The organism is Bradyrhizobium sp. WSM2793, assembly GCF_000379585.1.
Lineage (GTDB): Bacteria > Pseudomonadota > Alphaproteobacteria > Rhizobiales > Xanthobacteraceae > Bradyrhizobium.
The window spans coordinates 20,570-47,005 of the sequence record NZ_KB902783.1; the positions used below are offsets into that span (position 1 = coordinate 20,570).

Sequence of the window (26,436 nt, forward strand, 5' to 3'; positions counted from 1 at the left end):
GGTGGAGAAAGCCCGTCAGGCCACGTGGTAGCGTGCGGCGGGTTTGGGGTTGCGGAATTTGGGGGCCAGGTCGCGGCGTTCCTGCTCCCATCGGGTCCATGCCTCGCCTTCGTGAAGGCCGGGGATGGTTACCGTCTCACCCGCGTCGAGGCCGGCCAACGCAGCGTCGACAAGGTCCTCGGCTCGCATGGTGATCTCGGAGGACTTCTGCGGCGCGTAGCCGGCGACGTCCCAAAACTCGGTGGCGGTGGCGCCGGGCAGCACGGTTTGAACGCGGACGCCCTTATCGGCGAGATCCTTCTGCAGCGAATGACCGAAGCTCAGCACGTAGGACTTCGAGGCGCTGTAGACGCCGTTCAGGGCCTCGACCGCGATGCCGACCACCGACGAGATGTTGATGATCGTGCCCGTGCCGCGTTCGACGAACGCCGGCGCAGCTGCGTAGGTCAGGCGGGTGAGAGCGGTGATGTTGAGTTCGATCATCGCTTCCATCTTGTCGACGTTGGCCTGGAGGATCGAAGCGACCGAGCCGACGCCGGCATTGTTTACAAGCATGGTGATGCCCGGATCCTCGTGGATGGCCGCTTCGACCTTCGCGATGCCGGTCTTGTCGCTGAGGTCGGCCTGCAGCGGAGTGATCTGGCGCCCGGTCTCCAGCCGCAGACGTGCGGCCAGCGCGTCGAGACGATCCTTGTTGCGCGCGACCAGGATCAGGTCGTATCCGCGCTTTGCGAGGCGGTCGGCGTAGATGGCGCCGATGCCGGTCGATGCCCCGGTGATGAGAGCGACTCCTTTGGGCGAGGTATTGGTCATTTGTCTTCTCCGTCTTGGGTGCTCGGGATCGAGCTTGCAGATGGAGAATAGGGTTGCCTCCCCAAGTCTCAAATGTCATATAAACGTTGATTTAGGACATCGGAGACTGCCATGCGCGACATCGCATTCCTCGTCTACCCCGGATATTCGCTGATGGCTCTCGCCGTCACCGCAGGCTTCGAAGTCGCGAATTCGATGGTTGATCCAAAGCCTTATGACCTTCACTTCGTCTCGGAGCACGGGGGACCGGTCAAGACGTCGGCCGGCATGACGCTTCAGACCGAGGCTTTCACCGAGAAGCCGTTCGATACGCTCGTCGTCGGCGGGGCGACCTATCCCGAGCCGTCCACGCCGGGTCTGATCTCTTTCGTCCGCGAGGCCCCTAAGAGACACCGGCGCATCGCGGCCGTGTGCACCGGCGCGTTCGTGCTTGCCGAGGCCGGACTTCTGAACGGCCGGCGGGCCACTACGCATTGGATGCACGCCAGAGACCTGCAGCGGGCGTACCCATCGATGAAGATGGAAGAGGATCGCATTTTCATCAACGACGGCCCGATCTGGACCTCGGCCGGCATGACTGCCGGCGTCGACCTCGGACTGGCGCTCATCGAAAATGACCTCGGCCCAGAACTCGCGAAAGCCGTAGCGCGCAAGCTCGTCATCTATCATCGCCGCGGTGGCGGCCAGTCGCAATTCTCGGCGCTGCTCGAACTGTCGCCGAAGTCCGACCGCATCCAGGCCGCGCTCGCCTACGCGAGGGACAATCTGCACAAGCCCCTGACGGTCCCCGACCTGGCCGATGCCGCTCGTCTGAGCCCGCGGCAATTCAGCCGGGCCTTCCATGCCGAGACGGGGCAGTCACCGGCCAAGGCGATCGAGAATCTCCGGGTCGAGAGCGCTCGCAATCTGATGGAGCAGAGCCGTCACTCGATCGACGAGGTGGCCCGCCAAACCGGCTTCAGCGACCGCGACCACATGCGTCGCGCCTTCCTGCGCGCCTTCGGGCAGCCGCCGCAGGTGCTCCGGCGCAACGCGCGTCTCGAGTCGATTGACATCCAGGACGAAGTCGACGATCGCGATACCGCGGCTTAGGTGCATTACGCCTCCGGCGGCTTCCATCTAAGCGCTTCGATCAAGGCCCGCAGCGCGGGCGTGACGTGCCTGCTCGGATAGTAAAGATGCAACCCCTGGAACGGGATGCACCAGTCGTCGAGAACGTGGACGAGCCGCTCCGCCGCCAGATGCGATGCGGCCTTCGGTTCGAGCATCAATCCGAGCCCTGCGCCGGCCAACATCAACGTCGCGGCAAGGTCCGGGTCGTCGAGAACGAGCTGGCCGGCGGCACGGGTGCGGACCTCCTTGCCGTCACGTTCGAGCTTCCATGGGAAAAGACCGCCACCCGTGACGAGGCGATAGAGGATGCAATTGTGACGCTCCAAATCCGCCGGCTTACTGGGGCGAGGATTCCGCTCGAAGTAGTCCGGCGAGCCGACCACGATTAGCCGCGTATCCGGCCCTACCCGGACGGCGACCATGTCCTGGGCGACGTTGCCTCCCCACCGAATCCCGGCATCGAATCCGTCCCGGACCAAATCCATCAGCCGGCTGTCCACGCTGACCTCGACCGAGATCTTGGGATTCGCGAGCAGGAACTTCGGTAGCACCGGCGCCAACACCGCTTGAGCGGCGAATTGGGAGGCGGTGATCCTGATGGCTCCCGAGGGGTCGCCGCGCCATTCGCCCAGGGCGGCAAGACCGGTTTCCACTTCTTCGACAGCGGATTCGATGGAGCGCAGCAACCGCTCGCCGGCCGGCGTGGCGGCGACGCTGCGCGTCGTGCGTGCCAGCAGCCGGACCCCCAAGCGCGTCTCGAGCCCCTTCATCATATGGCTCAGGGCGGACGGGGACACTCCGAGTTCGGCAGCCGCGCGGGTGAAGCTTCGAGCCCGGGCGATGGTCCCATACGCAACTAGGTCGTCGAGTTCGCCCCTCTTCATTGATGAATCTGATTCAAAGGCCCTTTCGGCTTTGAAGTTATAATCTACGGCTCTCCACGCTGCTACCCCTGTCGAAATGTCGATTGATGAGCCGTGTGCATCAACTAGAAGCCGATCTTTTGGAAGCCGTCAGGGTGCAGTCTCTGATCGAAGCCCGGCAGCATGTCCCAAATTGTCGTTTATTAGACATTTGAGGCGGGTCCGGAGAGGCCTACTCCTGGACGCGTGGCCCCTGGAGTCTCGACGCCACCGGGTCCGCTTCCGGGGGCCGTCCCCGCTTCATCCGGGCCACGCACGCAACGCGAAGGACGACAAACATGCAGTTGATGGTCCTCTTCAGCCTGAACCCCCAGAACGCGCAGACACCTCCACCGCAAGAGCTCCTTGAGGCCGAATTCGAAGCGGTTCGCGGCCTCTACATGGAGAGCCTGATCCGACAGGTCTGGCTGCGGAGCGACGGCAGCGGGGCGTTCGCGATCGCCGAGGCGGCCTCGGTCGACGACGCTGCCGAAAAGCTCGGCCGACTGCCGATGGTCCGCGCGGGCGTTCTGCAGGCACCCGTCATCGTGCCGCTCTCCCCCTATTGGGGCTTTGCTCCTCGCGCCAACTAGAACCGTTGGAGAGCATGATCGTGCCGACTTCCGCTTCGTCGCACTCGCAGCCCAACAGGCGAACGAACGCCAGGAGACTGCGCCGGTGGGCGCTGTGTGCGGCTGCTTTTGGCGTGGCCGGCCTGTTCGGCTTCGCGGCATTCGCTTGGCGGCCGGCGATACCGGAAATCGCGACACCGCCCTCGTCGAGTTTCAGTGCCGGCGTGGTGTCGCGCGGAGTGATGCTGTCCTCCGCGGGATATTGCGCGACGTGCCACAGCGTGAAGGGCGGACAGCCGTTCGCCGGCGGCTATGCCATGAAGAGCCCGTTTGGAACGCTCTATTCGACCAACATCACGCCGGACCGCGAGACGGGCATTGGCGCCTGGTCGAAGGAGGCCTTCCGCCGCGCCATGCACGAAGGCGTCGCTCGGGACGGCTCGCACCTCTTTCCGGGCTTTCCCTACGACCACTTCACGAAGGTCTCCGACGACGACGTCGATGCGATCTACGCTTTCCTGATGACGCAGCCTGCGGTCCGCGCCCCGGCGCGGCCGAACGAGCTTCTCTTTCCGCTCGGCATCCGGGCGCTGCAGGCCGGCTGGAAGCTGCTGTTCTTCCGCTCGGGCAGGTTCGAGCACTCTCCGGATCACGATGCAAAGTGGAATAGAGGCGCGTACATTGCCGAAGCCTTGAGCCACTGCTCGGCCTGCCACACGCCGCGCAATCTGCTTGGCGCCGAACGGAGCGGATCGGCTCGCTACACCGGCGCCGCAGTGGACGGCTGGTTCGCGCCGGCTTTGACGCCCGCAAACCCGTCCCCGATGCCTTGGACTGCGGAGGAATTGCGCGCCTACCTGTTCGAGGGCCTCAGCCGTTTTCACGGCGCGCCCTCGGGTCCGATGTCGCCTGCCGCGCACGGATTGACCGCCCTATCTGCGGACGATCGTGAAGCGCTGGTGACCTACATCGCTTCCATCGGCGGCGACGCTTCGCGCTCTCATGTCGCCGCGGCCGCAGTGAACAGAGCGTTGCAGATCAATGCGACCAGTGCCGGTCGACAGATCGATCGGGACGCCGGGCTCTACGCCACAGCGTGCGCATCATGCCATTACAATGGCTCGGCAGGCGTCAACGCGAGCCGCCCCGACCTCGCGCTCAACAGCGCCGTCCATCTCGCCGATCCCGCCAACTTGATCCGCGTGATCCTGTTCGGTGTCGGTGGGTCCGAAGGCGCAAACGGATTGGTTATGCCGGCCTTCGGCTCGGGCTTCAGCGACGCGGAGGTCGCGCGGATCGCGGCCTACCTCCGTCGCACCCGCACCGACCAGCCGCCCTGGCCGGACCTCGAGAAGACCGTTGGCGAAATCCGCGCGCAGGGAAAAGGAGAGGGATGACATGGCCACGAATTTCCGGATCAATGGACGCTCCGTTAGCGTCAGCGAAGACGGCGATATGCCGTTGCTCTGGGTGATCCGCGACGAGATCGGCCTGAAGGGCACGAAGTTCGGCTGCGGCATCGGCATGTGCGGCGCCTGCACCGTCCATGTCGGAGGACGGCCGACGCGCTCTTGCATCACGCCGGTCGGCGCCGTCGACGGCGCGGAGGTTACGACAATCGAAGGCCTGCATCCGGAAGGCAACCATCCGGTACAGCAGGCCTGGCGCGATCTGCAGGTGCCGCAATGCGGCTACTGCCAGTCGGGACAGATCATGCAGGCCGCGACGCTGCTCAAGGACTTTCCGGCACCCGCCGATGCGGACATCGACGCCGTGATGTCGGGCAATCTGTGTCGCTGCATGACGTATCCCCGCATCCGCGCTGCGATCAAGGCAGCGGCGGCCCTCTCCCGGAGCACGGGCCATGAATAGAGCGCTCCGATCGAACGAAGATTTTGTGCTCTCGCGCAGAACCTTCCTGATCTCGAGCCTCGCGGCCGGCGCCGTGTTCGCCTTCGCGCCTCCCACCAGCGCAGCCAACTCTCTTCCGCTTCCGGATCCCTTCAAGACCTCTGACGGTCATCTATTCGAGCCGACCATCTGGTTCAGCATCGATCCCGACGGCGTCACGTCGATCAACATCGCCAAAGCCGAGATGGGACAGCATATCGGGACGGCGCTTGCGCGCATTCTGGCCGACGAACTTGAGGCAGACTGGAGCCTCGTTCGGCTCGTCGGGGTGGATACCGACCCGAAGTGGGGCCCCATGGTCACCGGCGGCAGCACGTCGGTGTGGTCCACCTATCCCGACTTCAGCCGGGCCGGAGCCGCGGGCCGCATGACCCTCATCGAGGAAGGCGCCAAGCTGCTTGGCGTCGATCCGTCGGACTGCGTCGCCCGCAAGGGCCGCGTCGAGGCCGGCGATCGCGCGATCGGGTACGGCGACATCGTACGTCGCGGCGACATCTCCAGGCGCTTCGGCGCCGACGACCTCAAAGCAATGACGATCAAGGCGCCCAACGAGCGCAGGCTGATCGGAAAACCGACGCGCGCTCTCGACATACCGCCGAAGACCAAGGGCGAAGCCGTCTACGGCATCGACGCCGAGATCGAAAACATGGTCTACGCGCGGCCCAAACTGCCGCCGACACGCTACGGCTCCAAGGTTCTTTCGATCGACGACAGCGCCGCGCGCAAGGTGAAGGGGTACGTTCGCAGCATCACGCTCGACGATCCCTCCGGCACGGTCCCGGGCTGGGTCATGGTGATCGCAGAGAGCTACCCCGCGGCGATCCGGGCCACTGACCTTGTCCAGGTCGCCTGGCAGAACGACGAGACGGCCCAGGTCTCGGACAAGGATCTGCAGGCGCATGCCTCCCGCCTCATCGCAGATCCCGCGGCGGGGGCCGTCCTTGACACCGGCGGAGGCGACGTTGCCTCTGCCTTCGGTCGGGCCAAGTCGACGATCGAGGCGACCTACACGACCGCCGGCGTTCTTCACTTCCAACTCGAACCGGTCAACGCGCTGGCGTTCGAGAAGGACGGCGTGATGGAAATCCATACCGGCAACCAGGCGCAGAGCTTCATCCTGCCCGTTCTCTCCAAGGCGCTCGGACTGCCGCCCGAGAAGATCGTCATGCGGGCCTACCTCATCGGTGGCGGGTTCGGGCGTCGGCTGAACGGCGACTACAGCGTCCCGGCCGCCTTGGCCGCCAAGGCGATCGGCAGGCCGGTAAAGATGATCCTCACGCGCTCCGACGATTCGGTGCTCGACTCGATCCGCTCGCCGACCGTGCAGGCGCTGAAGATCGGATTCGACGCCGACGGCAGACCGGTCGCGATGGATCACGCTGCCGTGGCCGGATGGCCGACGAAGGCGATGTTCCCGGTCGGGCTCGTCAAGGGCACGAACGGCGCGCTCTACGATCCCTTCTCGATCGCCGGCGCCGACCATTGGTACGACGTCGGCGTGCTCCGCGTGCGCGCGATCAACAACGACCTCGCGCAGAAGAGCTTCCGCCCCGGATGGCTGCGTGCGGTGGCACCGGGCTGGACCAATTGGGCGCTCGAATCCTTCATGGACGAGGCCGCCCTCAGCGCCGGCCAGGATCCGCTGTCCTTCCGCCTCGCGCGACTGTCGGGACGCGGCATGAACGCGGGGTCGGCACCGAACGCGGTCGGCGGCGCGAGCCGCCAAGCGAACGTCTTGCGGCGAGTCGCCGAGCGCGCCCGCTGGGGCCGGAAGATGCCTGCCGATACCGGCTTGGGTCTGGCGAGCTCCTTCGGACAGGAGCGTGGAATGCCGACTTGGTGCGCCTGCGCGGCCGAGGTCGAGGTCGACAGGGGGAGGGGCGTCGTCGCTGTGCGCAAGCTGTGGCTCGACATCGATGCCGGCACCATCATCGATCCCGACGGCGCGCGCGCGCAGGCCGAAGGCGCGATGCTATGGGGTCTTAGCATGGCGCTGCACGAAGGGACGGATTTCGCGAACGGCAAGGTTCGCGACACCAACCTCGACACCTACACGCCTTTGCGCATCAGCGACGTGCCCGATTTCGACATCGCTTTCGTCGACAGCGTCGAGGCGCCGATGGGCCTCGGAGAACCGCCGACCACGGTCGTCGCGCCGGCGATCGGAAACGCGATCTTCGCAGCCACGGGCATCCGTCTCCGACGTCTCCCGATCAGGCCAGGCGATCTGCTGGCCGCAGCCCGCACCTAGCCCAAACGAAGGAGAGACCCATGCCGACGTATATGTGCGCCGTTCCGCCGAATCTCCTGAGCGACGAGCAAAAGGACCGGATCGCGCTCGCGATCGGTCGCCGCCACAGCGAAGCGACGGGCGCTCCGCTCTACTTCGCTCAGGTCGTCATCGAGGAGAATACGTCGGCCAGGCGCTACCTCGGCGGCAAGCTATCCGACGGTCACATCTGGATCCGCGGTGACGTCCGGGCCGGTCGGTCCGAGGAGGTGCGTCGAGCGCTCATCGTCAGCATCGCGCAGGATGTCGGCGCCATCGCGAAGATTCCGCAAGATTCGGTCTGGGTCTACCTCTGCAACCTAGAGCCTTCGGACATGGTCGAATACGGACGCGTCCTGCCGCTGCCAGGCAAGGAGCAGGAATGGTTCGAGAACCTTCCCGCGTCCCTGCAGTCCTACCTGAAGGGGCTCGCCGCGAACCGGTAAATCATCCATCCGAACTCAAGCCTCAAGGATTTTCGAAATGCCCTATCTGCAGTTGGACACACCATTTACCCATTCAGCCGACCAGAAGCGTCGCCTCGCCAAGCGCATGGGCGAGATCTACGCCGACGTGATGAGCGCGAACATCAATCGGATCAGCATCGCGATCCGCGAGCTCGGAGAAGGCGGCCTGTGGCGATGCGGGCCCAGGGAGCCCAGGCCGGCGGCGCTGCTGATGTGCGACATCCGGCAGGGTCGAGAGAAGGAGGTCCGCGCGGAGCTCGCCCGCCAGTTGGTGGCGGCATGCATCGAGATCTGTGGTCTCGACGAGACGACGATCAACGTCGAGTTCACCCAGCACGCGGGCGACGAGATGTACCACACGATGTACGGAGGCCTGAGCGACGACTGGCAGGCGGGCAAGACCGACACGCTGAACGGTCACGCTCCGTAGCGGGCGCTCTCGAAGGTCATCATTCTAGCCCAACAGCGACGCTGCACTGGAAATCTTATCAACCGCCGAACAAGGAGTTTGAAAATGCCTCTCGCAAGAATAGATGTCGATGCTTCGACTTCCCAGGAAGTGCGCCGGAAGCTCAGCGACATCGTCTACGACGCGATGGCGACCATCGCGAAGGTCCCCGTCCACGACAAGTTCATGATCGTCTCGACGCATGCGCCGGGCGATCTGGTTTACCCGAAGGAAGGCTACCTCGGCATCGAATACACTCCCGGGATCGTATTTATCCAGATCACGTGGAATGCTGGTCGGACCACCGATGTGAAGAAGGCCTTCTATCGCAAGATCGCTGACGACATCCACGAGAAGACGGGCATCCGCAAGCAGGACGTCTTCATCAACCTGGTCGACGTGTCTCCGGAAAACTGGTCGTTCGGCAACGGCGAGATGCAGTACGCCCCTAAATGACGGAGTGACGACGGCTCCTTCCGAGTGTCGCGCGGCCGCCGAAAACTTCGAACCCCGCACGCCTGCCGACTTGGCCGCGTCGACGAGAGGATACGAGATGTCATCGACTACAGCAAAATCCGATAGCGTAGCCCTCATCACCGGCGCGTCTTCGGGAATGGGCAAAGATATCGCCTTGAGACTTATTTCCAAGGGCTACGCAGTATACGGCGCGGCACGTCGCATCGAACGGATGAAAGACATCGAAGCCGCCGGCGGCACGGCGCTGTCGGTGGATGTAGCCGACGCCGCTTCGGTGGTCGCCGCCATCGATCGCATCATCGCCGAGCGAGGAAGGATCGATGTCCTGATCAACAACGCTGGGTATGGTCAGTTTGGAGCGTTGGAGGACGTCCCGATCGAAGTTGGCCGTCGCCAAATGGAAGTCAATCTGATCGGGGCGGCCCACGTGACTCAACTTGTCCTGCCCCACATGCGCGCGCGGAAGTTCGGGAAGATTATCAACATCTCCTCGACCGGCGGAAAAGTCGCTTCTCCGCTTGGCGGTTGGTATCACGCCTCCAAGTTCGCGCTCGAAGGATATTCCGACTCGCTTCGGAACGAGGTGCGCCCATTCGGGGTCGACGTCATAGTCATCGAGCCGGGCGGCATAGAGACCGAATGGGGCGGTATCGCCGAAGACGAAGCAGAACGCTATTCCGGTAAAGGACCGTACGCTGACCTGGTAGTCAAGATGCGAAGGGCGATGAGTGGACTAGGCAAGATGCCGTCCCCGCGCGTTGTCAGCGACCTGATCGTGCGAGCCCTCGAGACTAAGCGCCCGCGGACGCGCTACCATGCCGGCAGACTCGCCGGTCCGATTCTCTTTATGAGGCGCTGGTTGTCGGACCGGGCTATGGATCGGCTCATCATGTTGGCGCTGCGCTAATTGCCGAGTGCTTCTAGGGGATCGAATCGCGCCGCAGCCCTCCGCCGTGTTGTCAGAGCCGACGAGGCGTCATGTGCTGATCAGTTAAGTGCACCGTCGATTTTCCGTCATATCTGCTGTTGGACCCCTCAGTGACCTCAGGAGACGTCCGCTTTCCCGCCGCTGTTGGGGGGTGAGCGGACATCAGGCGGTCAGCCGCTTAACGCTTCGAGCGGCAAAACTGCTTTTGTGTCCGCCGCAAACCGCCCTAGAGCTGTTCCGAAGCGACATAGTGTGGGTTGCGACTCAATCACCGCCGTTTGCCTAGTTTTGGTCGCTCGTCTCGTGCCTCATCATCTGGCACGACTAGATCGACGTGACTAACGCCCAATGTGCTGGCGAGCTCAAATAGAGTGACGACAGTTGGATTGCGACGGCCACGCTCTAGGTCACTAATATACTGTTGGGTAAATCCGGACGCTTCGGCGAATTTCTCCTGCGTGAAGCGCTTCTGCTTCCGCAGTCTTGCGAAATTCCGACCGACCAACTTGCGCATGTCCATCGGCGCAAATTGCGTCTTTACATACTATGAGGTTTATCTCCTATAGTGTGTATTTCGACCCAGCCTTCTGGTCGGCTCGTCTCCAATGAGGCTAAAATGAGACCTGCGCACGATCTCGGCCAACCCTGGGAGGTTAGAATCATTCGCTGCTTGTTGGGATGCTTATGACGAAACCGCAACTAGATCCTCGCGTCGCGGATGTCGCGCCGAACGAGCCGGTGCTGACGGCCTATGACGAGCAGCATGTCATCACGTACGTTCGCCTTCTGCAGGCCGAAGGTGAGGGGGCGGACTGGCGTGAAGTGACTCGAGTGGTCTTGCATATGGACCCCGAGCGAGAGCCGGACCGTGCGCGGCGCGCATACCAGAGTCATCTTGCGCGTGCCAAATGGGTAACTGAGCAGGGACGCCTATTACGTGGCGGTGGCTCCGAATAGAAGAAAATGGCTGGCTGCCGACTTGCAGGCAGAACGATTTTCTTTTGCTGACGGGTGGTCATTCCGGGGCACCACGTGGTGCCAAACTAGGGGCTTCCTACAACCGCCTCGTTCATACCTATTGCGGCGCAATCTTTGTCACCTGCGCACAATGGGCGGAAGCAATGCCTGAATTCGACTGGCGGTCGCCGGAATCCTACAAGAGCCTACAAGACGCCGAAAGCACCGACATCGCCTGGGAATGTCTTCGCCGCAACGCGGACTATCGACGCGACTTTGAGGCGATGATCGCCAACAGTCCCGATGGCGAGGTGACACCAGAATTCAGGAGGAGGTGGGGCCTCTGCTTTCGCCCATGCCCCGCAGAGGTCCTTCGACGAGCAGACAATCTTTTGGGCGCCTGAGGTTTTAGCGGCGGTCGTTCCGGTCAAGGTCGCAATGGCCGACGACGGCAGGGCGCCGTCTCAGCCACTGCTTAACCTTACGGCTGGCCAGGTGCGCCGCGCTGTCGACGGCTGGCATGCCGTGCTGCGCATCGGTTCAGTGGACCATCGCTTTTGGTCCAAAGATGCGCCAGTGCTCGGCGCGTCGTATGCGGCCGAACTGCCGTTTGACGGCGATTTAGAAGCGCGGGCCTACGCAGCCCGGCGGCTGTGGCGATCGATCACTGGACGCGCGCCAGGTCCTGCCTTTCATCAATTGTCTAAACAGCGGCGCGAACGCCTGAGCGCCGCGATCCGCGCGCTCGACGCGCACAGCGCGGGCGCTAGCTATCGCGTCATCGCCGAAGCGCTGTTCGGCAAGAAGCGCGTCCCCGATCGCGCCTGGAAGACCCACGATCTGCGTAATCGAACGATCCGCCTGCTGCAAGGCGGCCTCGCGTTGATGCGCGGTGGTTACCGCAAACTCCTGCGGCCTGAGCGCAAGGACGAGTAGCGCAGTCCCCGAGGGGTGCCGAAAATCGCCCCCTCCATATTCGGCATCCCCCTCCGAGATCTTGCTTCTCCATGATGTCCGCACACACGCCGGCCCAGCCGGGCACCGTGCGATGTCCTCCTGGAGTTCTCAAATGCCCGATCCGATGGCCGGTCTTCCCCCGCGATTCCTGCGTACACCTGAGGCCGCGCGTTACCTTGGCCTGTCCGGTCGCACGCTGGAGAAGCACCGCACATACGGCACGGGACCAATTTATCGGAAGATTGGCGGACGGGTCGTTTACGCCGTCGATGACCTGAAAGCCTGGGCCGACCGCGGCGCCAAGACCTCGACGTCCGACCCCGGCAAGGGGACTGTGCTGCCGGCCAAGAAGCACCAAGCGCTGCGCCCGTATGCGGGCCAGGAACGTCGCTGATCGCCGCGCAAGGACAGTGACCATGCGGCGCAAGCACCATTCCGAGCGCGATCAGCTTGAGCTTTTTCGGGCGCTGCCGGGCGATCTTGCGCCACGCGACGCGCAGGATCTGATGGCTTATCCGTTCTTCTCGCTGGCAAAAACAAAGCGCATCGTGCCGATCGATTTCCGTGCCGGTGCGATCGCAATTCGTGTCGAAACCGTGCCGGAACACGGCATGGCGACTATCTGGGATGCAGATGTCCTGATCTGGGCCGCGTCCCAGATCGTCGAAGCCCGTGACGCCGGCTTGAAGACGTCGCGCCTGATGGCTGCAACGCCTTACGAGATTCTGACGTTTGTCGGCCGCGGAACAAGTGCCCGAGACTATGACCGGCTGAAAGCTGGTCTCGACAGACTTCAGTCAACGACCGTGCTGACGTCGATCCGTCAGCCGACAGAACGGCGACGGCATCGCTTCTCCTGGATCAACGAGTGGAAGGAGACGGCTGATGCAAATGGCCGGCCATTTGGACTCGAATTGATCCTGCCTGATTGGTTCTATGCCGGCGTCATCGATGACGCGCTCGTGCTGACGATCGATCGCGCTTATTTCGATCTGACGGGAGGACTTGAGCGGTGGCTCTACCGGCTCGTGCGCAAGCACGGTGGTCGGCAGAACGGCGGCTGGAGTTTTGATCTTGTGCACCTCCATGCCAAGTCCGGCATCCTCTCGCCGCTCAAGCACTTCGCTTACGACGTACGTCAGATCGTCCAGCGCCAGACATTGCCCGGCTATCAGCTCGTGCTCACGCGCGATCCTGATGGCACCGAGCGGCTGAACTTCGCACCTGCGCCTGCTGATCCCCTAACGGCCCGCTTGCGCCGCCGCGGCCTTATTCCGAATTCGGAGGACAACCTGTGAATCAGCTCGTGCTATCGGGGACCGCAACCCTCGTGCTATCGGGGACCCGATCCTCGTGCTATCGAGGACCGGAATCGCGCTTAAGAGCTTGTTTCTCCGCGCTTTCCAGCCGCTCTAACTCTACTAACAGGAAATCCTTCGGATTTCTTCTAACGGAGCAGGCCGAAAGCCACGTTGGCGGCGCTCTGCAACGGAGCTCCGATAGGCCAGCCTGCCTTTGCGGGCCATACACACTCTCCACCGAACCCCAAACTCAGGGCCGCCAGCTCCAGCGTCAGGGTGCCGCCGCATGAGCGATCTCACGGAAGTGGAAGTGTTGTGGCTCGAGAAGCGCATCGAAAACCGAATTCGGTTCGGTCGTATCGTCGAGGAACGGAAGCTTGATCGCCACCGGCGCGTCCTGTCATTCGCGCCAGGCAGCATCTTTGCCTTCGTTCGCTGGACGTCCAATGACTTTGGAACGGTCATTTCGCGGATCGACATCTTGCGCGCGGTCGCGCCTGGACAGCGCTGCTCGACCGTCCCTTATGTGACACCTGGCGGAGAGATTCTGCTGCGCCTGTCGGGCTGGCCGAAGGTCGAGCGCGTGCTGCAGATGGTCGACTCCATTGAGGCGCTCGGCATCGATCCGGCTTATGTCGCGCCTGATCATTGGCATCACGTTCATAACCGTCTGTCCGTCAATGAAAACCCGCGTCCGTATACGAAAGCGCGCCACCAGGCCTGGCTTCACCGTCAGAGGATAATGCGATGACGGGCCGCTTGAAGACGCTGACCGCGACGTTTGGGGCGGCTGCTGCGCTCGTCGCGACACTCGCTCTGGAGCCGCTTCCGCTCTACATTTGGAATGTATCGGCGAGCGTGCCAATCGGTCTTTATCGCTTACGACCGACGGAGAGCTTCCATGTCACGGAGCTGGTCGCCGTTCAACCGCCCGAGCCGCTTGCGACCTTCCTCGATTTGAACGGTTATCTGCCGGTCGGCATCCCCATGCTCAAGCGGATCTTGGCGCTGCCAGGGCAGTCGGTCTGCAGAAGCGGGCTCACGATTGCAGTCGATGACGTTGCGATGGGCGAGGCACGAGACCGCGACGGACGCGGCCGACCGCTGCCGCGTTGGGAGGGGTGCCGCGTGGTCGGGGAGGGCGAGCTCTTTCTCATGAACTGGCAGTCCGACTACTCTCTGGATGGCCGATATTTTGGATTCCTGCCCGCGTCGGCGGTGATCGGCCGTGCGCTGCCCGTGTGGACGTGGGAGGAGTGATCGTGCGTGTTCCACGCTCTTACCCCGCCATTCCTCTGTTCGATCGATCGCGGGACCATTCCTCCGTCCCGACCAACGCTTGCAGGGCCGACGCGCGCCGCGGCAGTCCAGGGCGGCCGCATGGCCGGCGCGAAGCAGCTTTACCCTGGACGGGCGCGAGCACGAGGGCATGCTTGGCCCGGTCGGGCGTGCGTGTTTGGGCTGTCGTGTCGCTGCTGCTTGTTTTCGCTGCGTCGGACAGGGCTGCTCTAGCGGAGAGCGGGTCGGCGTCGGCTCAAGCGGTTGCTCGGGCAAGCAACCCGTTCTCTGCTTTCGTCGACGAAGCCTCGAAGCGCTTTGCAATTCCGATGAAATGGATCGGTTCGGTCATTAACATTGAAAGCGCTGGAGACGTGCACGCCAAGTCGCCGAAAGGCGCAATGGGCCTGATGCAAATCATGCCAGCAACCTGGGCGGAACTTCGCGAGCGCTACAATCTCGGGAACGACCCCTACGACCCGCACGACAACATTCTGGCCGGCACGGCTTACTTGCGCGAATTGCTCGATCGGTATGGCTCGCCTGGCGTGTTTGCCGCGTACAATGCGGGACCATCTCGCTATGAAGAGCATCTCGCTGGCGGCTCTCTGCCAGAGGAGACGCGAGCCTACGTCGCAAAGCTTGCAAATCTGCTTGCCATCGAACTGCCGCCGAGTTGGACGTCCAGCGGACAGTCATCGGCAGCTGCGGCGCTGTTCGTCGGGCGATCCGATCTCATGAAAACGCGCGATCAGTTGCTGGCGCTCAAGCCGTCGAGCGGTGTCAGGACCGCAATCTCGGCGCTCGATGTTTCGCCCATGGTCCCCCGGCTTATTGGCGTGTTCGTCCCTCGATCGGATTCGGGAGCATCGCAATGACCAGGTGCGCGGGTTGGCAAGCCTCGCGGTGCTTCACCGTGCAAGTGGCATGTGCCGATGGTATAAGGGCGATGCCTTCGGCCTGCGCTCTACTCGTCGCTTCGCTCCTCACCGAGCCAGCCTTCGGGTGTCTCGGTCCCTCGGGTAACGATCGCTATCGCAAGCGCTCGGAAGCAGTTGGGGCTTCGCGAGTTGGCTGCCAAGTCGCAGTGGCTCTGTCGGGAACCGGCGACCGGGAGACAACGACGGCAGGACGGCGAGATAAAAGGGGCTCGCCGGTCGAACCGCAAGCCATTGGCATGGCTTGGGTTCTGGCGTGCCGGTCGGTCGGGGCGCGTGCCGTGCCTTGCATTTTGACGAATGGAATCAAAGGCGTCTTCGGCACCATGTGCGATTTTGATCGTTGGGAGGCCCTGCCGTGAGCGTGGGCGACAGCGATCTGCGTATTCGGCCTGGGCGTATCCGCAGTACCCGCGCGCCGAAGCAAAAGAGCTTCATCAACCAGGTGCTGCGGGCGGCGAAGAAAACAGGACACACCTCGGGGCAGGCTGTGGCTGGCAGACGCTCTGCGGCGCATGGGCGCTCCACGTTTGGCCGCGGGCGCCTCGCCTTTAGCCGCGCCAGATTGTTCAGCCCGACCCGGCGCGTCGTGGTGAAGGTGCGCGTGGTCCGGCACAAAGGGCGAGCCTTCCGCTCAGTGCCACTGACGGCCCACCTTTCATATCTGAAGCGCGAGGGCGTGACCCGGAGCGGCGAACGGGCCGAGATGTTCGATGCGGGGAGCGACCGTGCCGATAGCGGGGCTTTCTCTGAACGGTGCAAGGACGACCGGCATCATTTCCGGTTCATCGTCTCGCCAGAGGACGCCGGCGACATGACCGACCTGAAGGCGTTCACCCGCGACCTCGCCAGGCAGATGGAAGCCGATCTCGGCACGCGGCTCGATTGGGTGGCTGTCGATCATTGGAATACCGACAATCCTCATGTCCATCTTCTCGTTCGGGGAGTGGATGAGGTCGGGGCGGATCTCGTGATCTCTCGCGACTACATCAGCCAGGGTCTGCGCTCGCGCGCTGAGGAACTGGTCGCCATTGAACTCGGTCCAAAACCGGAGCACGAGATCCGCAATTCACTAGAGAGGGAAGTCACGGCGGAACGATGGACGCGGCTCGATCGGGAAATCCGGCTGGCGGCAGATGAGACCGGCTCTATCGATCTTCGCCCGGAGATCCCTGGCCAGTCCGATCCCGAGATCCGGCGGCTGATGATCGGTCGCCTTCAACATCTCGAGAAGATGGGCCTTGCGGCCTCCGCCGCGCCGGGGGAGTGGATGGTCGGGCTGGAAGCCGAGCGGAGCTTGCGCGAGCTTGGCATGCGCGGCGACATCGTCAAGACCATGCACCGCGCCTTGACCGAGCGTGGGGAAGCGCGCGGCATTGCCGACTACGTCATCGAAGGTGGACAGCCGACGCCCCAGATTATCGGACGATTGGTCGACCGGGGATTGCACGACGAACTGACTGGCGAGGCCTACGCCCTCATAGATGGAACGGACGGACGCGTTCACCATGTGCGCTTCCGAGGGCTCGAGGTTTTCGAACATGCACCGCCGAATGGCGGCATCGTCGAAGTACGACGCTTCGGTCAAACCGGCGATCCGCGACCGACCGTGGTGCTCGCGACTCGTTCCGATCTCGATCTTGGTGAGCAGGTCACCGCGAAAGGCGCGACCTGGCTCGACCACAGGCTGGTCGAACTCGACCCCATGCCGCTCGCCATGGGCGGATTCGGCCGCGAGACCCGCGACGCCTTGGAAGCCCGGACCGAGCACCTGATCCAGCAGGGCCTGGCGCGGCGGCAGGGTCAACGCATCATCCTGCAGCGCGACCTCTTGAACACATTGCGCCGGCGTGAACTGGACGAGGTGGCCGCAAAAGCCTCGGCCGAGACCCGCCTGCCTTACGTTAAGCCTGACTCTGGGGAGCAAGTGGCGGGCACGTATCGCCAGCGGCTGACGCTCACCTCGGGACGCTTCGCCATGATCGACAATGGGCTCGGCTTCCAGCTCGTCCCTTGGTCGCGCGAACTCGAAAGGCGACTCGGCCAACATGTCACCGGCGTCGTGAAGGAGGGCGGTGGCATCGAGTGGGGGTTTGGTCGGAAGCGCGACCTCGGCCTCTAGCCATCCCAAATTCAGTTGCAGAAGGACGTTCGCGATGTCCGGAACCAAGATTCTCTGGGGCCAAGTGATGGTTGTCGGCCTGATCGTTTTGCTCGCCATCTGGGGAGCGACCGAGTGGACGGCTTGGCGGCTTGCGTTTCAACCGGAGCTCGGACGGCCTTGGTTCGAACTGTTGGGCTTCAAGATCTATTACCCGCCAGTCTTCTTCTGGTGGTGGTTCGTCTACGACGCCTATGCACCTCAGGTCTTTGTTGAGGGGGCCTTCATCGCGGCGTCAGGGACCGTCGTTTCGATCGCCGCGGCGATCGGCATGTCGGTATGGCGCGCCCGTGAAGCCAAGAATGTCGAGACCTATGGCTCGGCGCGCTGGGCTGGTCTGGAGGAGGTTCGAGCGGCCGAACTTCTCGGTCCTGATGGTGTGGTGCTGGGAAAGCTCGATCGCGACTACCTCCGCCATGACGGGCCGGAGCATGTCTTGTGTTTTGCGCCAACCCGGTCCGGCAAGGGTGTTGGCCTGGTCGTTCCTTCGTTGCTGGCCTGGCCGGGTTCTGCCATCGTGCACGACATCAAGGGTGAGAACTGGCAGCTGACCGCGGGCTTCCGCTCGCGGCATGGCCGAGTTCTGTTGTTCGACCCCACCAATCCAAAGTCGTCGGCCTACAATCCGCTGCTCGAGGTCCGGCGCGGGGAATGGGAGGTTCGCGACGTCCAGAACGTGGCCGATGTCCTGGTCGACCCCGAGGGCTCGCTCGACAAGCGGAACCACTGGGAGAAGACCAGTCATTCCCTCCTGGTCGGCGCCATACTCCATGTCCTCTATGCCGAAGCGGACAAGACCTTGGCTGGGGTCGCAGCTTTCCTTTCCGATCCGAAGCGGCCGATCGAGGCGACGCTGAAGGCAATGATGACGACGCCGCATCTTGGTGAGCACGGTGCCCATCCCGTGGTCGCCTCGACCGCGCGCGAGCTACTTAACAAATCCGAGAATGAACGCTCCGGAGTCCTGTCTACCGCGATGTCGTTCCTGGGGCTCTACCGCGATCCCGTCGTGGCCCAGGTAACCCGTCGTTGCGACTGGCGGATCGCCGATCTGATCGCAGATAGCCGGCCGACGACGCTGTATCTCGTGGTGCCGCCCTCGGATATCTCACGGACCAAGCCGCTGATCCGTCTGGTGCTGAACCAGATTGGTCGTCGCCTGACCGAGGACCTGCACGCGCGCGACCGCCGGCATCGAGTCCTGATGATGCTCGATGAGTTCCCGGCACTCGGGCGGCTCGATTTCTTCGAGTCCGCGCTCGCCTTCATGGCGGGGTACGGCATCAAGAGTTTCTTGATCGCGCAGTCGCTCAATCAGATCGAGAAGGCATACGGTCCCAACAACGCCATTCTCGACAATTGCCACGTTCGGGTCAGCTTCGCGACCAACGACGAGCGGACCGCCAAGCGGGTATCCGACGCGCTGGGAACGGCGACCGAGATGCGGGCGATGAAGAACTATGCCGGTCACCGATTGAACCCCTGGCTGGGCCACCTCATGGTCTCGCGCCAGGAGACGGCAAGACCGCTGCTGACCCCAGGCGAAGTCATGCAGCTTCCGCCGGCGGATGAAATTGTAATGGTGGCGGGCATATCGCCGATCCGAGCCAAGAAGGCCCGGTACTACGAGGATCGGCGATTTGCCGAGCGGGTGCTACCGGCCCCCGATCCGGCGGCATCCGGTCGATCATCGCGAACGGACGGATGGTCAACGCCTGGAACGCTGAAGCCGGCGTCGCTTCCAACCGACACGGGGCGAGCAGAGGAAGACACGGCGAACAGCGGCCTCCGTCGCGAGCCTGAACTTCCCGAACACGTCGCGATCGTCAAGGAAACGTCGGAGCTAACGCCGGCAGAAGAATTTGCCGTCGTTCTTGACGATGACGAGGACGCTGTCCGCCAGTCCCGGCTCATGCGTCAGCAAATGCGGGGCGTCGCGCGACAGGTCACCATGGACCCGAATGACGGTATGGAGCTCTGAGGCAACATGCGCGACCGGATGAATGTCTATTTCCCGCCGGAGCTTCTGAAGCAGATCTCGGATCTCGCCGATCGCAGGAAGCTGTCCCGATCTGCCATCGTGGAAGCGGCCGTCGCTTCGTTTCTGTCACCGGACGGCGCGGACAGGCGGGAGGCTGCGTTCGCCCGGCGCCTCGATCGGCTGTCGCGTCAGGTGCAGAGGCTGGAGCGGGACGTCGGTCTGATGGCTGAAACCTTGGCTCTTTTTATTCGCTTCTGGCTGACAATCACGCCGCCGCTACCCAACGACGCGCAGGCGGCCGCGCAGGCAAAGGGCCGGGAGCGGTTTGAAGGATTTGTTGAGGCACTCGGGCGTCGTCTGCAAAAGGGGCAGAATTTCCTGCGCGAAATTCCAGAAGATGTCGTCCGTCTTGAGCCGGGCAACGAAGCCTGATTGAACGAGCAGCCCGCCAGCACTTCTTTTTCTACGCTGGCCTACGATCACGGCAGCGGCTTGTTGCGATAACTTATCGAGTGCCTTTTCTATTCACTCCCATCTGAGGGCGCCTTTGAGCGCTTTCATCGGGTGGGGACGACGGTGGCAATCCATTCTATTCAATCGGAGGGGAGCTTGCGCGGTGCGCGCATGCTGCGCAGCGCTCTCGGTCCTGCAATTGCCGGCTACCTCGAAGATGAAGCGATCATCGAGGTGATGCTCAACCCGGATGGGAGGTTGTGGATCGACCGGTTGTCAAATGGCCTGATTGACACAGGTGAAACCCTGTCCGCAGCGGATGGGGAGCGCATCGTTCGCTTGGTGGCGCATCACGTGGGAGCCGAGGTACATGCCGGCGCGCCACGTGTTTCGGCCGAATTGCCTGGAACTGGCGAGCGCTTCGAAGGTCTCTTGCCTCCTGTCGTTGCCGCACCGGCCTTCGCCATTCGCAAGCCTGCAGTCGCCGTGTTTACGCTCGACGACTATGCTGCCCAAAGGATCATGACCCCGGAGCACGCCAGGATCCTGAAGAAAGCGGTCGCTGCACGGAAGAACATCCTCGTCGCCGGTGGGACGTCTACCGGTAAGACAACATTGACGAATGCGCTCCTGGCCGAGGTCGCAAAGACTGCTGATCGGGTCGTGCTGATCGAAGATACGCGCGAACTTCAGTGCAAGGCGCCCAATCTTGTCGCTTTGCGTACCAAGGATGGCGTGGCCACGCTATCGGACCTCGTTCGGTCCTCGCTGCGCCTACGACCTGATCGCATCCCGATTGGGGAAGTCCGAGGTGCCGAGGCACTCGATCTTCTCAAGGCCTGGGGTACCGGCCATCCCGGCGGCATCGGCACCATTCACGCGGGCAGCGCGCTTGGTGCGCTGCGTCGGCTCGAGCAACTCATCCAGGAAGCCGTCATCACCGTCCCGCGCAACCTGATCGCCGAGACCATCAACCTGGTCGCCGTGCTCGCGGGGCGTGGCGCTGACCGACGCCTCACTGAGCTCGCCCTCGTCACGGGCCTTGGTGCTGCCGGCGACTACAGCCTTTCACCAGCAGGAGACTGACATGCGTCGCTTTCTAGGTATCGCTTCATCGGCTGCCTCCGGCATTGTTCTTTTGATGACAGCTCCTGCATGGGCTGCTGGCTCGAACATGCCGTGGGAGCAGCCACTCAATCAGATCCTGCAGTCGGTGGAGGGGCCGGTCGCCAAGATCATCGCCGTTATCATCATCATTGTGACCGGGCTCACGCTCGCGTTCGGGGATTCGTCAGGCGGTTTCCGCAGGCTGATCCAGATCGTATTTGGGTTGTCGATCGCGTTTGCCGCCTCGAGCTTCTTTCTGTCGTTCTTCTCCTTCGGCGGCGGCGTGGTGATCTGATGGATGAACCGGTCGCAGGTTTTGTCGTGCCCGTTCACCGCTCACTTACTGAGCCGATCCTGATGGGTGGCGCTCCGCGCTCGGTGGCAATCGTCATCGGCACGGTTGCCGCTGCCCTTGGGCTTGGGCTTCGGCTGTGGATCGCGGGCCTCGTCCTCTGGTTCGTCGGCCACATGGCCGCCGTCTGGGCCGCCAAGCGCGATCCTGCTTTCGTCGACGTGGTGCGCCGGCAGCTGCGCATTCCCGGCCATCTCAACACCTGAGCTCTCGTCATGATGAACCTTGCCGAATATCGCCATTCCAGCGCTCGCCTCGCCGACTTCCTGCCTTGGGCAGCCCTGGTGGACGAAGGGATTATCCTGAACAAGGACGGCTCGTTCCAGCGAACGGCAAAACTCCGGGGGCCGGACCTCGACAGCGCGGTGTCGGCTGAACTCGTCGCCGTTGCCGGCCGTCTGAACAATGCCCTGCGTCGACTAGGATCAGGCTGGGCCGTATTCGTCGAGGCGCAGCGCCATTTTGCCGGGGCTTATCCCCCGAGCACCTTTCCTGATGTCGCATCCGCACTGGTGGACGCGGAACGCGGGGCTCAGTTCGAGGAGGCGGGTGCTCTTTATGAGTCCAGCTACTTCCTAACCTTCCTCTATCTGCCTCCGGAGGAACGGGCCGCTAGGGCTGAGCAACTACTTTACGAGGGCCGCGACCGCACCGTCGAAGCCGACGCACGCGAGATCCTCCGCGGGTTTATCGACCAAACAAACCGCGTGCTTCAGCTCGTTGAAGGCTTCATGCCGGAATGTGGCTGGCTCGACGATCAGGATACACTGACCTACTTGCACTCGACGATCTCGACCAAGCGTCATCGCGTTCGAGTGCCCGAAATTCCGATGTACATCGACGCGCTGTTGGCCGACCAGCCACTGACAGGCGGGCTCGAGCCGATGTTGGGCTCAGCCAACCTGCGGGTTCTGACAATCGTCGGCTTCCCGGGGGCGACGACGCCAGGAATTCTTGACGACCTCAATCGCCTGGCATTCTCGTATCGCTGGTCGACTCGCGCGATCATGCTCGACAAGGCCGATGCCACCAAGCTGCTGACCAAGATCCGCCGTCAGTGGTTCGCCAAGAGGAAATCCGTCGGCGCCATCCTCAAGGAGGTTATGACCAACGAGGCGTCGACGCTGCTCGATACGGACGCACACAACAAGGCGCTCGATGCCGACGCGGCGTTGCAGGAACTGGGTTCGGATCAGATCGGACAAGCCTTTGTCACGGCGACGATTAGCGTCTGGGACCACGATCCCGAGGCTGCCGATGAAAAGCTCCGACTGGTCGAGAAGGTCATTCAGGGTCGGGATTTCACCTGCATGATCGAGACGGTGAACGCCGTCGAAGCCTGGCTCGGCAGTCTCCCCGGGCACGTCTATGCCAACGTGCGGCAGCCTCCGGTTTCCACGCTGAATCTCGCGCACATGATTCCGATGTCGGCCGTGTGGGCGGGCGAGCCGAGGGATATGCACTTCAAGGGTCCGCCTCTCTTGTTCGGCAAGACCGAGGGATCAACGCCATTCCGGTTCTCGCTTCATGTCGGCGACGTCGGCCATACCCTGGTGGTGGGACCGACCGGGGCTGGCAAGTCGGTGTTGCTTGCTCTGATGGCGCTGCAATTCAGGCGTTATCCGAACTCCCAGATCTTCGCGTTCGATTTCGGCGGTTCGATCCGGGCGGCCGCACTGGCCATGGGCGGCGATTGGCATGATCTCGGCGGCGCGTTGTCCGACGGAGGCGATCATCCCGTTGCGTTGCAGCCGCTGGCTTGGATCGACGATCCCTCCGAGCGCGGATGGGCCACCGAATGGATCTGCGCAATCCTTACCCGGGAAAAGATCGAGATCACCCCGGAGGTCAAGGATCATCTTTGGTCGGCGCTGACATCTCTCGCCTCGGCGCCGATGCAGGAGCGCACACTGACGGGCCTGTCAGTGCTCCTGCAATCAAACCCTCTGAAACGTGCCCTGCAGCCCTATTGCCTGGGTGGTCCCTCTGGGCGTCTGCTTGATGCCGAATTCGAGCGCCTTGGCGAGGCGTCGGTCCAGGCGTTTGAGACCGAAGGGTTGATCGGAACGAGCGCGGCTCCCGCCGTGCTCGCGTATCTCTTCCATCGTATTGGGGACCGTCTCGACGGCCGACCGACACTTCTCATTGTCGATGAGGGTTGGCTTGCCCTCGACGACGATCATTTTGCCGGCCAGCTGCGCGAATGGCTAAAGACGCTTCGGAAGAAGAACGCGTCCGTCATCTTCGCCACCCAATCGCTTTCGGACATCGATGGCTCCGCGATCGCGCCGACAATTATCGAAAGCTGTCCAACGCGCCTGTTGCTGCCGAACGAACGGGCGATCGAGCCGCAGATCACCGCCATCTATCGCCGCTTCGGCCTCAATGACCGTCAGATCGAGCTTCTGAGCCGGGCAACGCCGAAACGCGACTATTACTGCCAGTCCCGTCGCGGCAACCGGATGTTCGAACTCGGCCTTGGCGAGGTCGCGCTCGCATTCACCGCCGCCTCCTCCAAGACAGACCAGACTGTCATCGCGGACCTCCTCGCCGAACATGGCCTTGACGGCTTTGTTCCGGCCTGGCTCCAGCACCGTGGCGTGGCCTGGGCCCTGGATCTGATCCCCAATCTCGTCAATCTGGAGAAACCCCTATGAGACGTCTTGGCCTCTTGTTGGCCGTTGGCACCGTCGCGCTCTTGCTTGGCGCCACCGCACCCGCGCGGGCGCTGATCGTCTTCGATCCCAACAACTACGTCCAGAACGTCCTGACGGCCGCGCGGGAACTCCAGCAGATCAACAATCAGATCACCTCGTTGCAAAACGAGGCGCTGATGCTGATCAATCAGGCAAAAAATCTGGCACGCCTGCCGTATTCGTCGTTGCAGCAACTGCAATCCTCGATCCAGCGCACCCAGCAATTGTTGTCCCAGGCTCAGCGGATCGCCTACGACGTGCAGCAGATCGATCGTGCCTTCTTGACCAGCTACGCGCCGGCCAGTGGCGGCCAGTCGAATCAGTTGCTGGTCGCCAACGCTCAATCGCGATGGCAAAATTCTGTGGCCGCATTGCAGGATGCGCTCCGTGTCCAGGCCGGCGTCGTCGGCAATCTCGATACCAACCGCATCCAGACATCAGCGCTCGTCACATCAAGCCAGGGCGCCAGTGGCGCCTTGCAGGCAACCCAGGCTGGCAATCAGATACTTGCACTTCAAGCCCAACAACTCGCCGATCTCACCGCTGCCGTAGCCGCGCAGGGCAGGGCACAGAGCCTTGAGGCGGCGCAGCGTGCCTCGGCCCAGGACCAGGGGCGAGAACAGCTCAGGCGGTTTCTGACGCCAGGACAGGGCTATCAGTCCTCTAATGTGCAGATGTTCCATCGATGACCGGCATAAAGGCAATCAAGGCGCTCTCGCTGCTGACCACGATCGGGCTGGTGGCCGTCGCTGCCTGCACAATTCAGCTGCGTGGCGGAGAGGAATCTTCGCCGGCCCCCAAGGCGGAGCAGACGATCGATGCAGTCAGCTCTGACCTCGCGCGCTGTCGCGGCGTTACTCCGGGCGATACAGTACGTTATCGCGATTGCCAGCAAGTTTGGGCCGAAAACCGGAGTCGCTTCTTCGGCAGGAAGGAGGGCGTCCCCCGTTCCGGCCAAGATGACTCAGCCAGTTCGATGCCCGTCCCAAAGGATCAAAGCCGGATCCTGCAAGGGTATCCGAACTTGGCGACACCTGATGCGGGTAAGCCATGACTGGTACGGGGATCATCGACCAGTTCCTGGAAACCTTCACGCGCTATATCGACAACGGCTTCGGGTTGCTGGGGAGCGATGTCGGATATCTCGCCACGACCCTTGCTGCGATCGACATCACGCTCGCCGCGTTGTTCTGGAGTTGTGGGACGGACGAGGACATCATCGCGCGCCTCGTCAAGAAGACGCTCTTCGTGGGCGTCTTTGCCTACCTCATCGCGCAATTGGAATAGCTTGGCGCGCATCGTCTTTGAAAGCTTTGCCGGTCTCGGACTGAAAGCATCCGGCGCAAGCCTATCTGCGTCAGATTTCCTGCGACCGGGAAAGATCGCCCAAGTCGGACTCGACGCCGGCCGACCGCTGCTCGATTCGATCTCCAACCTGATGGGCTACATCAGCTTCTTCGAGAATTTTGTCCAGATCATTGTCCTCCTGTTCGCCTGGATCGTGGTCCTGCTCGCCTTTTTCATTCTGGCGATACAGCTCTTTGTTACCCTGATCGAGTTCAAGCTGACGACGCTGGCGGGCTTTGTGCTCATTCCCTTTGGCTTGTTCGGGAAGACAGCATTTGCGGCAGAGCGGGTCTTGGGCAACGTCATCTCTTCAGGGATCAAGGTCCTGGTCCTGGCGGTCATCGTCGGTATTGGATCGACACTGTTCTCTCAATTCACCTCCGGCTTTGCTGGCGGCCAACCAACCATTGAAGACGCGATGACTCTGGTGCTCGCGGCGCTCTCCTTGCTAGGCCTCGGTATCTTCGGTCCCGGAATCGCAAACGGTCTCGTGTCCGGTGGACCCCAACTCGGCGCCGGTGCTGCGATTGGGACAGGGCTTGCTGCTGGCGGCATTGTTGCAGCGGGGGCGGGCCTAGCCGCCGGCGGTGCCGGTCTCGCGGGCGGTGCGATGGCGGGCGCCGCTCACGGTGGGGGTGCCGCTTTGAGCGGAGTATCCGCGGCCTACCGAAGTGGCGGCCTTGCTGGCGTGGCGGAGGCGGGTGGTTCGGCTGCCATGAGCCCGTTGCGTCGCGTTGCGACTGCATTCGGCGGAGGTGGACAAGCGGGTGAGCACGGCGCCACTACTTCGGCGGAAAGGCAGCCCCATTGGGCGCGACGCATGAAGCGAGCCCAGACCATTCGGCATGGTGCGTCGGCGGCCGGCCACGCGGTTCGCTCCGGCGACCAGGGTGGCAGCGGATCCTCGGTCGACTTGTCCGAGGGAGAGCGCTGATCCCCAGTCAATGCGCTTTCGCCAACCGCCGTGAGCAGCACCTCGAACCTGGACGCCGCACGACTTGAAACGAC

General features: G+C 62.9%; 29 protein-coding genes and 1 pseudogene. 27 read left to right on the forward strand and 3 right to left on the reverse strand.

The window, feature by feature from the left end:
• Positions 1 to 15 precede the first annotated feature (15 nt).
• Positions 16 to 813, reverse strand: coding sequence for an SDR family oxidoreductase (locus tag A3AS_RS0118210; RefSeq protein ID WP_018319004.1), 798 nt, complete (start codon positions 811 to 813; stop codon positions 16 to 18).
• A 111-nt stretch (positions 814 to 924) separates the two neighbouring features.
• Here A3AS_RS0118210 and A3AS_RS43525 point away from each other — a divergent pair, with 111 nt between their 5' ends.
• Entirely contained in the window at positions 925 to 1,905 is a 981-nt protein-coding gene (locus A3AS_RS43525) for a GlxA family transcriptional regulator (protein WP_018319005.1), read from the forward strand.
• A gap of 5 nt (positions 1,906 to 1,910) precedes the next feature.
• Here A3AS_RS43525 and A3AS_RS0118220 read toward each other — a convergent pair whose 3' ends face one another.
• Positions 1,911 to 2,810 carry a LysR family transcriptional regulator gene (locus A3AS_RS0118220; protein WP_018319006.1) on the reverse strand — a complete coding sequence of 300 codons (900 nt, stop codon included), beginning with the start codon at positions 2,808 to 2,810 and terminating at the stop codon, positions 1,911 to 1,913.
• A gap of 317 nt (positions 2,811 to 3,127) precedes the next feature.
• Between A3AS_RS0118220 and A3AS_RS43530 the strand changes: the two genes are divergently transcribed.
• The 8 genes from A3AS_RS43530 (at position 3,128) to A3AS_RS0118260 (ending at position 9,879) form a co-directional block, all read left to right on the forward strand.
• On the forward strand, positions 3,128 to 3,421 hold the full coding sequence (locus tag A3AS_RS43530) for a hypothetical protein (RefSeq protein WP_018319007.1): 294 nt from the start codon (positions 3,128 to 3,130) through the stop codon (positions 3,419 to 3,421).
• A 20-nt stretch (positions 3,422 to 3,441) separates the two neighbouring features.
• Positions 3,442 to 4,797 carry a cytochrome c gene (locus A3AS_RS0118230; RefSeq protein WP_245283209.1) on the forward strand — a complete coding sequence of 452 codons (1,356 nt, stop codon included), beginning with the start codon at positions 3,442 to 3,444 and terminating at the stop codon, positions 4,795 to 4,797.
• Position 4,798: 1 nt separating this feature from the next.
• On the forward strand, positions 4,799 to 5,272 hold the full coding sequence (locus A3AS_RS0118235) for a (2Fe-2S)-binding protein (protein ID WP_018319009.1): 474 nt from the start codon (positions 4,799 to 4,801) through the stop codon (positions 5,270 to 5,272).
• On the forward strand, positions 5,265 to 7,562 hold the full coding sequence (locus tag A3AS_RS0118240) for a xanthine dehydrogenase family protein molybdopterin-binding subunit (RefSeq protein ID WP_026202111.1): 2,298 nt from the start codon (positions 5,265 to 5,267) through the stop codon (positions 7,560 to 7,562). Before A3AS_RS0118235 ends, A3AS_RS0118240 begins: the two co-directional genes overlap by 8 nt.
• A 20-nt stretch (positions 7,563 to 7,582) precedes the next feature.
• A complete protein-coding gene (locus tag A3AS_RS0118245; protein ID WP_026202112.1) occupies positions 7,583 to 8,026 on the forward strand; it encodes a tautomerase family protein in 444 nt (147 codons plus the stop codon).
• A gap of 37 nt (positions 8,027 to 8,063) precedes the next feature.
• Positions 8,064 to 8,477 carry a hypothetical protein gene (locus A3AS_RS0118250; RefSeq protein WP_018319012.1) on the forward strand — a complete coding sequence of 138 codons (414 nt, stop codon included), beginning with the start codon at positions 8,064 to 8,066 and terminating at the stop codon, positions 8,475 to 8,477.
• A gap of 84 nt (positions 8,478 to 8,561) precedes the next feature.
• A complete protein-coding gene (locus tag A3AS_RS0118255) occupies positions 8,562 to 8,951 on the forward strand; it encodes a tautomerase family protein (protein ID WP_026202113.1) in 390 nt (129 codons plus the stop codon).
• Between the two features lie 97 nt (positions 8,952 to 9,048).
• Positions 9,049 to 9,879 (forward strand): oxidoreductase, encoded by an 831-nt coding sequence (locus tag A3AS_RS0118260; RefSeq protein ID WP_018319014.1) that lies wholly within the window; start codon positions 9,049 to 9,051, stop codon positions 9,877 to 9,879.
• 289 nt (positions 9,880 to 10,168) lie between these two features.
• Here the strand turns inward: A3AS_RS0118260 and A3AS_RS0118265 are convergent, their stop codons facing one another.
• Positions 10,169 to 10,420, reverse strand: a complete 252-nt coding sequence (locus A3AS_RS0118265; RefSeq protein WP_018319015.1) for a helix-turn-helix transcriptional regulator — start codon at positions 10,418 to 10,420, stop codon at positions 10,169 to 10,171.
• Between the two features lie 164 nt (positions 10,421 to 10,584).
• Here A3AS_RS0118265 and A3AS_RS45115 point away from each other — a divergent pair, with 164 nt between their 5' ends.
• The 18 genes and pseudogenes from A3AS_RS45115 (at position 10,585) to trbL (ending at position 26,362) form a co-directional block, all read left to right on the forward strand.
• Positions 10,585 to 10,857: a DUF2285 domain-containing protein gene (locus A3AS_RS45115; RefSeq protein WP_084674854.1), complete on the forward strand. Its 273-nt coding sequence runs from the start codon at positions 10,585 to 10,587 to the stop codon at positions 10,855 to 10,857.
• A 164-nt stretch (positions 10,858 to 11,021) separates the two neighbouring features.
• Positions 11,022 to 11,261: a transcriptional regulator domain-containing protein gene (locus A3AS_RS45120; RefSeq protein ID WP_084674839.1), complete on the forward strand. Its 240-nt coding sequence runs from the start codon at positions 11,022 to 11,024 to the stop codon at positions 11,259 to 11,261.
• 34 nt (positions 11,262 to 11,295) lie between these two features.
• On the forward strand, positions 11,296 to 11,793 hold the full coding sequence (locus A3AS_RS0118275; RefSeq protein WP_018319017.1) for a DUF2285 domain-containing protein: 498 nt from the start codon (positions 11,296 to 11,298) through the stop codon (positions 11,791 to 11,793).
• 133 nt (positions 11,794 to 11,926) lie between these two features.
• A complete protein-coding gene (locus A3AS_RS0118280; RefSeq protein ID WP_018319018.1) occupies positions 11,927 to 12,208 on the forward strand; it encodes an AlpA family transcriptional regulator in 282 nt (93 codons plus the stop codon).
• A gap of 22 nt (positions 12,209 to 12,230) precedes the next feature.
• The gene (locus tag A3AS_RS0118285; protein WP_018319019.1) at positions 12,231 to 13,112 is read left to right on the forward strand and encodes a replication initiator protein A; all 882 of its coding nucleotides are present in this window, start codon (positions 12,231 to 12,233) and stop codon (positions 13,110 to 13,112) included.
• 289 nt (positions 13,113 to 13,401) lie between these two features.
• Complete coding sequence (locus A3AS_RS0118290) at positions 13,402 to 13,866, forward strand: DUF2840 domain-containing protein (RefSeq protein ID WP_018319020.1); 465 nt, start codon at positions 13,402 to 13,404, stop codon at positions 13,864 to 13,866.
• Positions 13,863 to 14,375, forward strand: coding sequence for a S26 family signal peptidase (locus tag A3AS_RS0118295; protein ID WP_018319021.1), 513 nt, complete (start codon positions 13,863 to 13,865; stop codon positions 14,373 to 14,375). Before A3AS_RS0118290 ends, A3AS_RS0118295 begins: the two co-directional genes overlap by 4 nt.
• A gap of 173 nt (positions 14,376 to 14,548) precedes the next feature.
• Positions 14,549 to 15,271, forward strand: coding sequence for a lytic transglycosylase domain-containing protein (locus A3AS_RS0118300; RefSeq protein ID WP_049814911.1), 723 nt, complete (start codon positions 14,549 to 14,551; stop codon positions 15,269 to 15,271).
• 418 nt (positions 15,272 to 15,689) lie between these two features.
• Complete coding sequence (locus tag A3AS_RS0118305) at positions 15,690 to 17,453, forward strand: DUF3363 domain-containing protein (RefSeq protein ID WP_026202116.1); 1,764 nt, start codon at positions 15,690 to 15,692, stop codon at positions 17,451 to 17,453.
• Between the two features lie 34 nt (positions 17,454 to 17,487).
• Positions 17,488 to 19,473, forward strand: a complete 1,986-nt coding sequence (locus tag A3AS_RS0118310; RefSeq protein ID WP_018319024.1) for a conjugal transfer protein TraG — start codon at positions 17,488 to 17,490, stop codon at positions 19,471 to 19,473.
• A gap of 6 nt (positions 19,474 to 19,479) precedes the next feature.
• Positions 19,480 to 19,905: a CopG family transcriptional regulator gene (locus A3AS_RS0118315; RefSeq protein WP_018319025.1), complete on the forward strand. Its 426-nt coding sequence runs from the start codon at positions 19,480 to 19,482 to the stop codon at positions 19,903 to 19,905.
• Between the two features lie 192 nt (positions 19,906 to 20,097).
• Entirely contained in the window at positions 20,098 to 21,012 is a 915-nt protein-coding gene (gene trbB / locus A3AS_RS0118320; RefSeq protein WP_026202117.1) for a P-type conjugative transfer ATPase TrbB, read from the forward strand.
• Position 21,013: 1 nt separating this feature from the next.
• Positions 21,014 to 21,328: a TrbC/VirB2 family protein gene (locus A3AS_RS0118325; RefSeq protein ID WP_026202118.1), complete on the forward strand. Its 315-nt coding sequence runs from the start codon at positions 21,014 to 21,016 to the stop codon at positions 21,326 to 21,328.
• Positions 21,328 to 21,591, forward strand: a complete 264-nt coding sequence (locus A3AS_RS0118330; protein WP_018319028.1) for a VirB3 family type IV secretion system protein — start codon at positions 21,328 to 21,330, stop codon at positions 21,589 to 21,591. The genes A3AS_RS0118325 and A3AS_RS0118330 overlap by 1 nt, the downstream gene beginning before the upstream one ends.
• A gap of 9 nt (positions 21,592 to 21,600) precedes the next feature.
• Positions 21,601 to 24,042: a conjugal transfer protein TrbE gene (gene trbE, locus A3AS_RS0118335; protein ID WP_018319029.1), complete on the forward strand. Its 2,442-nt coding sequence runs from the start codon at positions 21,601 to 21,603 to the stop codon at positions 24,040 to 24,042.
• A complete protein-coding gene (gene trbJ, locus A3AS_RS0118340; RefSeq protein ID WP_018319030.1) occupies positions 24,039 to 24,770 on the forward strand; it encodes a P-type conjugative transfer protein TrbJ in 732 nt (243 codons plus the stop codon). Before trbE ends, trbJ begins: the two co-directional genes overlap by 4 nt.
• Positions 24,767 to 25,135 (forward strand): putative entry exclusion protein TrbK-alt, encoded by a 369-nt coding sequence (gene trbK-alt / locus A3AS_RS0118345; RefSeq protein ID WP_018319031.1) that lies wholly within the window; start codon positions 24,767 to 24,769, stop codon positions 25,133 to 25,135. The genes trbJ and trbK-alt overlap by 4 nt, the downstream gene beginning before the upstream one ends.
• Positions 25,132 to 26,362: pseudogene (gene trbL, locus A3AS_RS0118350) on the forward strand (P-type conjugative transfer protein TrbL). Before trbK-alt ends, trbL begins: the two are co-directional and overlap by 4 nt.
• The last annotated feature ends 74 nt before the right edge of the window (positions 26,363 to 26,436 follow it).